Annotated in this window: 11 protein-coding genes and 1 pseudogene; 1 reads left to right on the plus strand and 11 read right to left on the minus strand. The window is 70.2% G+C overall.

The window, feature by feature from the left end; all coding sequences use genetic code 11:
* Positions 1–38: 38 nt before the first annotated feature.
* From ACFU5V_RS39810 to pruA, 5 genes are read right to left on the minus strand one after another with little or no spacing between them, the layout of a single operon-like run.
* Positions 39–1079, minus strand: coding sequence for an NADP-dependent oxidoreductase (locus ACFU5V_RS39810; protein ID WP_378706497.1), 1041 nt, complete (start codon positions 1077–1079; stop codon positions 39–41).
* Positions 1080–1131: 52 nt separating this feature from the next.
* Positions 1132–2532, minus strand: a complete 1401-nt coding sequence (locus tag ACFU5V_RS39815; RefSeq protein ID WP_378706499.1) for an acyl-CoA synthetase — start codon at positions 2530–2532, stop codon at positions 1132–1134.
* Positions 2533–2544: 12 nt separating this feature from the next.
* Positions 2545–3219, minus strand: coding sequence for a rhomboid family intramembrane serine protease (locus ACFU5V_RS39820; protein WP_378429972.1), 675 nt, complete (start codon positions 3217–3219; stop codon positions 2545–2547).
* A 55-nt stretch (positions 3220–3274) separates the two neighbouring features.
* On the minus strand, positions 3275–4252 hold the full coding sequence (locus ACFU5V_RS39825) for a proline dehydrogenase family protein (protein ID WP_378706501.1): 978 nt from the start codon (positions 4250–4252) through the stop codon (positions 3275–3277).
* Positions 4249–5889, minus strand: coding sequence for an L-glutamate gamma-semialdehyde dehydrogenase (gene pruA, locus ACFU5V_RS39830; RefSeq protein ID WP_378429970.1), 1641 nt, complete (start codon positions 5887–5889; stop codon positions 4249–4251). The genes ACFU5V_RS39825 and pruA overlap by 4 nt, the downstream gene beginning before the upstream one ends.
* Before the next feature lie 158 nt (positions 5890–6047).
* On the opposite strand from pruA, the gene ACFU5V_RS39835 reads away from it, so the two are divergent.
* Positions 6048–6638 (plus strand): hypothetical protein, encoded by a 591-nt coding sequence (locus tag ACFU5V_RS39835; RefSeq protein ID WP_378706503.1) that lies wholly within the window; start codon positions 6048–6050, stop codon positions 6636–6638.
* Here the strand turns inward: ACFU5V_RS39835 and ACFU5V_RS39840 are convergent.
* From ACFU5V_RS39840 to fbiC, 6 genes and pseudogenes are all read right to left on the minus strand, one after another.
* Positions 6635–7054: a PPOX class F420-dependent oxidoreductase gene (locus ACFU5V_RS39840; RefSeq protein ID WP_378706505.1), complete on the minus strand. Its 420-nt coding sequence runs from the start codon at positions 7052–7054 to the stop codon at positions 6635–6637. The genes ACFU5V_RS39835 and ACFU5V_RS39840 overlap by 4 nt on opposite strands.
* Before the next feature lie 54 nt (positions 7055–7108).
* Positions 7109–7987 carry a hypothetical protein gene (locus ACFU5V_RS39845; protein ID WP_378706507.1) on the minus strand — a complete coding sequence of 293 codons (879 nt, stop codon included), beginning with the start codon at positions 7985–7987 and terminating at the stop codon, positions 7109–7111.
* A 45-nt stretch (positions 7988–8032) separates the two neighbouring features.
* A complete protein-coding gene (gene dapC, locus ACFU5V_RS39850) occupies positions 8033–9133 on the minus strand; it encodes a succinyldiaminopimelate transaminase (RefSeq protein WP_378706509.1) in 1101 nt (366 codons plus the stop codon).
* A 2-nt stretch (positions 9134–9135) separates the two neighbouring features.
* Positions 9136–9459, minus strand: coding sequence for a ferredoxin (gene fdxA, locus ACFU5V_RS39855; protein ID WP_005263360.1), 324 nt, complete (start codon positions 9457–9459; stop codon positions 9136–9138).
* A 108-nt stretch (positions 9460–9567) separates the two neighbouring features.
* Positions 9568–10338: a hypothetical protein gene (locus tag ACFU5V_RS39860; RefSeq protein WP_378706511.1), complete on the minus strand. Its 771-nt coding sequence runs from the start codon at positions 10336–10338 to the stop codon at positions 9568–9570.
* Positions 10335–10670 (minus strand): annotated as a pseudogene (gene fbiC / locus ACFU5V_RS39865) (7,8-didemethyl-8-hydroxy-5-deazariboflavin synthase); the annotation flags it as partial. The gene ACFU5V_RS39860 and the pseudogene fbiC, both read right to left, overlap by 4 nt.

Below are 10670 nucleotides of genomic sequence, written 5' to 3' on the forward strand. Positions count from 1 at the left end.
TGTCCAGGGCGAATACCGGCACCACAGCCGATGGTCGGTCAGTTCTCCTCGGCGACCCGGACGACCAGCTTGCCGAAGTTGCTGCCCCGGAGGAGCCCGATGAACGCCGCGGGCGCATTTTCGAGCCCGTCGACAACGTCCTCGCGATAGGCGAATCGGCCCTCCCGGATCCACCCGGACACGTCGCGCTGGAAGTCCGCGTACATCTCGGAGACGAACTCGCTCTGGATGAACCCGCGGATCGTGAGGCTCTTGACGAGCACCCGGGAAAAGAACCCGGGCAGCCGATCCGGCCCCTCGGGGGCCTCGGTGTCGTTGTACTGCGCGATCAGGCCGCACACGGGAACGCGCGCGTACAGGTTGAGCAGCGGCAGCACCGCCGCGGCCACCGCACCGCCGACGTTCTCGAAGTAGACGTCGATGCCGTCCGGGCACGCGGCGCGCAGGTCCTCGGCGAAGGTCGGGGACCGGTGGTCGACGGCGGCGTCGAATCCGAGTTCGTCCAGCAGATAGGCGCACTTCTCCGGCCCGCCCGCGATGCCGACGGCCCGGGCGCCCCTCAGTTTCGCGATCTGCCCCACGGCAGAGCCGACCGGACCGCTGGCCGCCGCGACGACCACCGTCTCCCCCGCCGTCGGTTGCCCGATCTTCAGCAGGCCGGAGTACGCGGTGAAACCGGGCATGCCGAGTACTCCGACAGCGGTCGACAACGCCGCGGCGTCGCGGTCGAGTGCGCGGAGGTGGTTGCCGTCGACCACTGCGTGCGACTGCCAGCCCGCGTACCCGAGAACGTAGTCACCGGCCGCGAAATCCGGGTGCCGCGAGTCCACGACCTGCCCGACGGTGCCACCGACCATGACCTCGTCGATCTCCACCGGGTCGGCGTACGACTCGGCGTCGCTCATCCGCCCGCGCATGTACGGGTCGAGTGACAGGTAGATGACGCGGATCAGCACCTGGCCGTCGGTGGGGTCGGGGAGATTCACCGCCTCGAGCCGGAAGTTGTCGGCGGTGGGCGCGCCGTCCGGCCGGGAGGCGAGGACGATCCGGGTGCTCTGGACGATGCTCTCGACACTCACTGTGCGCCTGCCAATCCGTGTTGGGCCGGTATCGCCCGCCACCTTACCGATTTCAGAACAGCTGCTTCTTCTGCACCTTGCCCATCGCGTTGCGGGGAAGCGACTCGACGACGCGAATCTCGCGGGGCCGCTTGTGCACCGACAGTTCGGTGGCCACGTGCTCGATCAGTGCGGTCTCCGACACGTCGTCCCCCACCACGAACGCCACGAGCCGCTGACCGAGGTCCGCGTCGGGGAGGCCGACGACCGCGGCTTCCCGCACGCTCGGGTGACCGAGGAGCGACGTCTCCACCTCGCCGGCCCCGACGCGGAATCCGCCCGATTTGATGAGGTCCGTGGACTCGCGGCCGACGATGCGGTGGAACCCGCCCTGGTCGATGACTGCGACGTCGCCGGTCTTGAAGAAGCCGTCGTCCGTGAACGATTCGGCGGTCGCGTCGGGCCTGCCGAGGTAGCCGTCGAACAGCATCGGCCCCCGCACCTGCAGACCGCCGATGGATTCGCCGTCGTGGGGGACGTCGCCGCCGCGCTCGTCGCGCAGCCGGGTCTCGACGCCGCGGACCGGCACACCGACCCACCCCGGGCGACGTTCGCCGTCGGCCCGGGTGCTGAGCGTGAGCATCGTCTCGCTCATGCCGTACCGCTCGACGAGCGCGAGCCCGGTCAGCTCCTGCACCTTCTCGAACACCGGGACGGGCAGCGGGGCGCTCCCCGACACCAGCAGTCGCGCACCCGACAGCGCCCGCGCGGATTCGGGGTCGCCGGCGATGCGACTCCACACCGTGGGGACACCGAAGTACATCGTTCCCCGTGCCGCGGCGTAGGCCGCCGGGGTGGGTTTGACCGTGTGGACGAGTCTGCTGCCGATACGCAACGGACCCAGCACACCGAGGATGAGCCCGTGGATGTGGAACAGCGGAAGTCCTTGCACCAGCGTGTCGTTGCGGGTCCACTGCCAGGCGTCCGCGAGGGCGTCGAGGCCGGCGGCGATGGCCTTCCTGCTGATCAAGACCCCCTTGGGCGGTCCCGTGGTGCCGGACGTGTAGAGCACGAACGCGATGCTCGACTCGGGCGGTTCGGGGTAACTGTGCCACGACCGGGCGTGGACGCGCACCGGCACGACGGGCAGGCCCGCCGCGTCCGCCGGCGCCTCACCGAGCCACGCCTGCGCACCGGAATCGCGCAGGATGTGTTCGAGTTCGGCGGGTCCGGAGTCGGGCGGCACCGGCACGGCGGTCACACCCGCGATGAGGCAGCCGACGACGGCGAGGACGGTGGTCACGGTGGGGGTGGCGAGAATCGCGACCCGATCCGCGCGTGCCACCCGTTCGGCCACCGACGTCGCCGCACCGAGCACGTCGCCGCGGGACAGGGTGGTGTCGCCGATCCGGATGGCGTCGGGAATGTCGTCGCCCTGGGCGACGGCCAGAGGATTCAGAGATCGCAGCAGCACATCGACAGCTTCTCACAGGGCCCGGGCACGGTCCGGTGGGTCTCCCGGCGGCGGACTGACGGTGGCGAGTGCCGCACCGAGCAGGGCCCCGGTCAGGACGGCCAGTCCGTGGGCGTCGTCGACCACCACCAGCAGGACACCGGCGAGCACGATGCCCCCGCTCGCGGCGAGGACCCGACGCTCCTTGGACTGCATCACCACCAGTCCCGCGAACGACGCGGCCAGCGCGAGCGTGGCACCCGAGTTGCCGGCGCCGGGCGACGGGAACAGGAACGCGGTGAACAGGCCGAAGATGATCTGGCTCGCCACGAACAGCAGTACCGCCCGGACTCCGCCCCACACCCGCACCGCGAGCGGCGCCACCCAGGCGAGGACGAGCAGGTTCACCACGGTTCCGGCCACTCCCCCGTCCTGCACCGCGACCGACGTGACGATCCGCCACCACTGGTGGTCCCGGATCTGGGTGGGGTCGCGCTCGAGGGCGTCGAGGACGGCCGGCACGGCGATTTGTAGCAGTGACGGCACGGCGATCAGCAGCCACAGCACCACCGCGGTGCGCGGCGGACGGGTGAATCCCCCCTCGCCGATGCGCCCCTCACCGATGCGCACCGATCCGATCAGGGAGGCGAGGACGAGAACGACGGCGAAGAGGACCGCGCTGATCCATCCCCCGCCAGAAGTCGTCACCGCGAAACTCTACAACGACGCGCCCGCACGGGAACGGGTCAGCGGGCCGCGGCGGTCAGTCCTTGGTGACCACCGAGCGCAGGAAGAACCGCAGGTTCGAGGGACGCTCGGCCAGTCGCCGCATGAAGTATGCGTACCACTGGCTTCCGTACGGTACGTACACCCGAACTTGCTTGTCCTGGTTCGCGAGCCGGAGTTGCTCGACGTCCCGGATCCCGAACAGCATCTGGTGCTCGTAGGCGTCCGCGGCGCGGCCGGTGCGCCCGACCAGCGGTGCGACCGCGTCGATGACGGCCGGGTCGTGCGAGGCCACCATCGGGTACCCGGCGCCGTCCATGAGGATGGTCAGGCAACGCAGATACGAGGCGTCCACGGCGGCGCGGTCCTTGAATGCCACGGATTCGGGTTCCCGGTACGCCCCCTTGCAGAGCCGGACCCGCGAACCGGGGCCTGCGAGGGCACGGCAGTCGTCCTCGGTGCGGCGCAGATACGACTGCACGACGGCACCGAGCCACGGGAAGTCGGTGCGGAGTTCGCGGACGATCGCGAGCGTCGAATCGGTGGTCGTGTGGTCCTCTGCGTCCACGGTCACCCACACCCCGACCGCCTCGGCGGCGGCGCAGATCGTGCGGGCGTTGTCGGTGGCGATCCGCGTGCCGTCGCCGGCGAGCGCCTGCCCGAGCGCCGACAGCTTCATCGACACCTCGAGCCTGCGGACCCCCGACGTCCTGTCCGTCCCCTCCGGCAGGGCACCGAGATCGGCGACGAGCGCCAGGTACTCGTCGACCGTGGCCTGCGCGCCCGCCGCGTCACGGGTGTCCTCACCGAGGAAGTCGATCGACACCGACCGGCCCGAATCGAGGATCTCCCGAACGGACGCCAGCGCCGACTCCCGGCTCTCGCCCGCCACGAAGCGGTCGACCAGTTTCCGGGTGACCGGGGCACCGGTGACGGCGCGTTTGACGCGCGACGACCGGGCCGCCGCGAGGATCGCCGGGCGGAGCGGATTCGCCAGAACCGTCGGCGCTTTCATTCCGACCCCATGTGTGGATATCGGTAATCGGTGGCGGGGACGAACGTCTCCTTGATGGTGCGGGCCGACACCCAGCGCAGCAGGTTGAGTTTGGACCCGGCCTTGTCGTTGGTGCCGGACGCGCGGGCCCCGCCGAACGGTTGCTGCCCGACGACGGCGCCGGTCGGCTTGTCGTTGACGTAGAAGTTTCCGGCGGTGAACCGGAGAGCCGACGTGGCCTGCTCGACGGCCTGCCGGTCGTCGGCGATCACCGCACCGGTCAGCGCGTACGGCGCCGCCGAGTCGACCGTGGCGAGTACGTCGGCGAACGCGTTCGGGGTCGAGTCGTCGTACACGTGCACCGTCAGGATCGGGCCGAAGTACTCGGTGGTCATCGCCTCGTCGGCGGGGTCGTCCGCGAGGAGCACGGTGGGGCGGACGAAGTAGCCGACGCTGTCGTCGTACTTGCCGCCGACGGCGATCTCGAGGCCTGCCGCGCCGCGGGCGCGTTCGATGGCCGCGACGTTCTTGTCGTAGGCCCGCCGGTCGATGAGGGCCCCGCCGAAGTTCTCCAGATCGGTCACGTCCCCGTAGGTGAGGGCGTCGACTTCCGCGGTGAACGTGTCCCGCATCCTCCGCCACAGCGACTTCGGGACGTAGGCCCGGGAGGCGGCGGAACACTTCTGGCCCTGGTATTCGAATGCGCCGCGGATCAGTGCCGTCCGCAGCACGTCCTCGTCGGCCGAGGCGTGCGCGACCACGAAGTCCTTGCCGCCGGTCTCCCCCACCAGCCGGGGGTAGCCCGCGTACTTCCCGATGTTCGCGCCCACCTCGCTCCAGAGGTGCTGGAACGTGCGGGTCGAACCCGTGAAGTGGATTCCGGCGAGCCGGGGGTCGCTGAGCAGCACCTCCGACACCGCCTGCCCGCTGCCGGTGAGCAGATTGATCACGCCCGGGGGCATGCCCGCCGCTTCGAGCAGTTTGATCGTCCAGTACGCGGCGACCGTCTGCGTCGACGACGGCTTCCAGATCACCGTGTTGCCCATCAGCGCGGGCGCGGTCGGCAGATTGCCGGCGATCGCACTGAAGTTGAACGGCGTGATGGCGTAGACGAAACCCTCGAGCGGACGGTATTCGAGCCGGTTCCACACCCCGGGCGACGAGATGGGCTGGTCGGCGAGGATCTGGCGGGCGAAGTGAACGTTGAAGCGCCAGAAGTCGATCAGCTCGCACGGCGCGTCGATCTCCGCCTGTTGGACCGACTTCGACTGCCCCAGCATCGTCGCCGCGGCGAGCGTCTCGCGCCACGGCCCGGACAACAGGTCGGCGGCACGCAGGATCACGGCGGCCCGGTCGTCGAACGACAGCGCCCGCCAGTGCGGCGCCGCGGCCGTCGCCGCCTCGATCGCCGCCGACGCGTCGTCGTGGGTGGCGCTGCGCAGCGTGCCGAGCACGGCGGCGTGCCGGTGTGGCTGCACGACGTCGACGCGGTCGCCGTTGCCGTGACGGTGTTTGCCACCGATCACGTGCGGGATGTCGACGGGATTGGTGGCGATGTCGGTGAGCGCGGATTGCACTCGGGAACGTTCGGGACTGCCCGGCGCGTACGTGTGGACCGGCTCGTTGGTGGGCACCGGAACCTGGGTGATGGCGTCCATGCTGCCTGCCTCCTGCCCTCAGATCGTGTGAGGAACTGTGACCGGGAACCGCGGCCGGACGGGACACCCGTCCGAACGGAACCCTCGAGCCCAGGTTAGCTCTGTACGGGGGCAGCCATCCGGTTTTGACGCGCCGACGGGCTGGCTAGCATCGGCGCATGGCCGAACGGAACCGCGTGTCACCCCGATCCGACATCGTCGCGATTCCCCTGCGCGGCCGGTTCATGGGCAATCGGGGCTGCCTGCATCGCGGGCACTCCGTGGTGCGCAATCATTCCGGCACGCGGTGGATCATCTGCGTCACCGACTACCCGGCGCGCACGGTCCCGCAGTGGAGCGAGGGCCACTACACGGTGCTGTTCTTCCACGACGAGGCGGTGGCGCTGGCCGCCGGACACCGGCCGTGCGCCCTCTGCCGGCGCGGGCGGTACAACGACTTTCGCGCCGCGTGGCGGTCCGCGAACGGCGGCGGGCTGCCGGGCGCCGACGAGATGGACGCCCGGTTGCACGGGGAACGACTGGACGGCTCCCGTCAGCGCACGCACCGGGCCGCGTGGTCGTCGTTGCCTCGCGGCGCCTTCGTGCTGTTCGACGACGGACCTGCGGTCGTGCTCGACGACACCGTCGTCCCGTGGTCGGCCGGGGGATACGGGACGCCGTCGAACCGGCCGACCGGCACTGCCACCGTCCTGACACCGCCGTCCACCGTCGCCGTGCTCTCGGCCGGCTACCGCCCGGACATCGCCTAGCTCTCCACGTCGCGCGCGTTCGCGACGAGCTGGTGGGCGTCCAGGTCGGTGGCGCCGAGTCCGAAGCTGATGATGCGTTCCGGGTGGATGCGGATGGTCGGGCCGCCGAGACCGCCCGCCTCGGCGGCATCGGCGTCGACGGCCTCGGCGCGCCCGCGGATTTCGACGCAGCGGACCCGCCACGGGTCGACGGACGGCACGTCGTCCACGACGAACGCCACCTTCCCGTTGTCGGCGACGTTGCGGAACTTGCGGCTCGCCGCCATGTTGTAGCCCTGGATGTCGATCGTGGACGTGTCGGGGTTGTAGTGGAAGCCGACGGGACTGACCTGCAAGGTTCCGCCGGGTTGCACCGTGGCGAGCCTGCCGATGCGCTGTGATGCCAGGTACTCGAGTTCCTGCTCGGTGAAGGACATGAGGTCACGTTAGAACCTGAACTGCGCTCGAGGTCAAGGTTTCCGGCACTCGTCTCAGCCGAGGTCGTCGAGTGTGCGGCGGGCCTCCTCGACCCGTCGTTCCGCCGCCTCCAGTTCGCGTTCTCCCCGGTGCACCGCCTCCGCCGACGCCTTCTCCGCGTTCCGGGTGAACTGCCGCTCCTGCTCGGCGTGTTCGAGTTCGGCGCGCAGGTTCTCGATCCGGTGGTCGATCTCGGTCAATGTGGATCGCGCCTGACCGAGTTCGGTGTTCGCGTCGTCCAGGGCGCCGCGGATCTCGTCGGCCCCGGCGGTGGCGTCCGCCAGTTCCGCCTCGGCCGCGGCGCGTTCGGCGTCGAGATCACGCTCCTGCGACTTCTTCGGCTTGTCGGCCGGCGGCCTGGAGGCCGGCTCGGACTTCGGCGGCTTCGTCGCCGTCTTTCCCTGGACGACGGTGAGTCCGGCGGGCCCGAATCCGCTGTAGCTCGCCGCCGTCACCACCCGGCCCCGCCGCACCTGCTCGGCGGTGTCGGCGTCGGCGAGCGCGGCGTGCAGCGTCTGCCCGACATCGCGCAGCGCGTCCTCGCCGACGGTCCGGCCCCGCTCGGCGGCGAGTTCGCCGGCCTTGCGCGCCAACGCCCGCACGACCTGCTGCCGTTGCGTGTTCAGCCGCCGGAGGTCCGGGCCGGACAGGTGCCGTTGCGCATCCCGCAGTGCGTCGCCGAGAGTGAGCAGTGCACCGACCTCGTCGGGCAGTTCACGGGCGAGCAGGTTGACGAGCCAGCCGACGACCGTCGGTTTCCGCAGCTTCCCGATCTCGGTGGCCAGTGCGCGGTCCTTGCTTTCCCGCGCCGCCGTCACCTGCGCGGTGCGCGCCTCGACGAACTCACCGGGGTCGAGGCCGTACAGTTCGTCGGCGACGTCGTCGAGGGTCACGGCACCATACTTTCACCGCGACCGTTCCGTCCGGGGCGAGTCGGGTCAGGCCAGTCGTTCCGCTGCGGCCGCGATGCGTTCGTCGTCGGCCGTGAGCGCGATCCGCACGTGGGTGCCGCCGCCGGGACCGTAGAACTCCCCCGGCGCGACGAGGATGCCCCGCTCGGCGAACCACTCGACGGTGTCCCGGCAGGCTTCGCCGCGGGTCGCCCACAGGTACAGCCCGGCCTCGGAATCGTCGACGGTGAATCCGGCGCCGCGTACCGCTGCGAGAAGGATCTCCCGGCGCCGGCGGTACCGTTCACGCTGCTCGTTCTCGTGGTCGTCGTCGCTGAGCGCGGCGGTCATCGCCGACTGGATCGGCAACGGCACCATCATGCCCGCGTGTTTGCGGACCTCGAGGAGTTCGGCGACCAATGCCGGGTCACCGGTGACGAAGCCCGCGCGGTAGCTCGCGAGGTTGGACGTCTTCGACAGCGAGTGCACCGCGAGGAGACCGGTGAGGTCGCCGTCGTTCACCCGCTCGTCGAGGATGGAGAGGGCTTCCCCTTCCCAGGTCAACCCCAGGTAGCACTCGTCGGACGCCACGATGGCGCCCCGGCTGCGCGCCCAGTCGACCACCTTCCGCAGATGGTCGAGGCCGAGCACCTTGCCGGTCGGATTGGAGGGCGAGTTCACGAAGATCAGCGACGCGCCCTCGGGGCCGAGCCGGTTCAGCCCGTCGGCGCGGAGCACCCGCGCCCCCGCGAGGAGTGCACCCACCTCGTAGGTGGGGTACGCGAGCTCCGGAATGACCACGAGGTCGTCGGCGCCGAGCCCCAGAAGGCGTGGCAGCCAGGCGATGAGCTCCTTCGTGCCGATCGCGGGCAGCACCGCCGCCGGGTCGATGCCGGTGATTCCGTAGCGGCGGCGCAGCGCCTCGACCGCGGCGGTGCGGAGTTCGTCCGTGCCGTGCGTCGTCGGGTATCCCGGCACCGCGGCGACCGCGGTCAGCGCCTCCTGGATGATCGGGGCCACCGGATCGACGGGGGTTCCCACCGACAGGTTGACGATGCCACCCGGGTGGGCGAAGGCCTTCGCCTTCGCCGACTCGAGCGAGTCCCACGGAAAGTCGGGAAGTGCTGCGGCTACCGGGATACGAGGCACCTCTAGTCCTCGCCCATGGGGGGCAGCGCCTTGACGAACGGCGGGTCGTAGTCGACCTTGCCCAGCTTCGCCGCTCCGCCGGGGGAACCGAGGTCGTCGAAGAAGTCGACGTTCGCGGCAATGTAGCCGTTCCACTGGTCCGGGACGTCGTCTTCGTAGAAGATGGCTTCGACGGGGCAGACGGGTTCACAGGCGCCGCAGTCCACGCATTCGTCCGGATGGATGTAGAGCATCCGCCCGCCCTCGTAGATGCAGTCGACAGGGCATTCCTCGATGCACGCCTTGTCCAGAACATCCACGCACGGTTCAGCAATCGTGTAGGGCACTGCCGCTCTCCCTGCCTTTCTGACACGAGTAAGCACGAGGTACGGGCCGCTGGTACCTCGCGGAAGCAATCATTATCGCCTGCCCGGCGGACCCCTCTGCGGTGAGGGTTACCTGACCCGGCGGATCGCCGCGGGCAGCGGCGCCCGGGCCGCGATCCGTTTCTCGGCCTGTTTCACGGCTCTCACCAGCGCGCCCCGTTCGCCGAGATACCCGGCCACCACACCGACCACCGGGATGTTCCCCAGCAGCGCGGAGGTCCCGCCCGGCTGCGGGCGCTTGTCGAGTTCGTCACTGAGCGCGCTCACCGTGCGGGCCGTGCGCCACAGCGCACCGATCAGTCCGAACGGCCGCCACACCGAGTCGCCGTCCGCGGCACCCGCAGATTCCGCCGAACCGGCGAGCACCGCACGCGCGTCCGTTTCTCGCCGGCACAGCACGGACGCCAGCAGGTCCACCTGCTCGGACCGGTCCGTGACGCCGTGTTCCCGTGCGACGGCGACGAGCACGACGGCCTGATTCGCGAATCCGAGCACGTCCTGGATCGGGAGCCGGTTGAGGAGCACACCGAACATGCCCGGGGACGCGACCGCGATCGTGTTCAGCGCGCCGATCCGCGTCACCCACCACCGTGCCCGCTCGTCGTCGCTCGACTTCTCCCACGACGCCGTCCCCGGGAACCGCACGGTGTCGAGCACCCAGGCGACGCCGTCGAGCAGCGCCTCGGCGGCGCCCCGTTCCTCCGCTGTCGGGGTGAACGTCCGGCCCTTGATGCCGAACGGGTCCGTGAGGGCCAGATCGAGCACGGGGTTGATACCCCGCGCGGCGCGATCCAGAATGCCGACGACGGTGTCGTCGCCCAGCCGATCGGTCTCGGTCATGCGGCCGGTGACCTTCCCTCGCGTCGTGCGTGTGTGGTGGTGCGTTCGCGGGCGGGGCGGCCGATGCCCTCGGCGATGGCCCTCAGTTCTGCGACGGTCTTCTCCGATCCGTGCTCGGATCCCGCCATCCGGGAGATGGTCTCCTCCATCAGCGTGCCCCCGAGATCGTTGGCCCCACCGTTGAGCATCACCTGGGTGCCGGTCACCCCCAACTTGACCCAGCTGGTCTGAATGTTGGGGATCCGCCCGTGCAACATGATCCGCGCCAACGCGTGCACCGCCCGGTTGTCCCGGTTCGTCGGACCCGGCCGCGACGCCCCCGCCAGATACAG

The sequence above is a fragment of the Rhodococcus sp. NPDC057529 genome, from assembly GCF_042802055.1.
Classification (GTDB): domain Bacteria; phylum Actinomycetota; class Actinomycetes; order Mycobacteriales; family Mycobacteriaceae; genus Rhodococcus_F.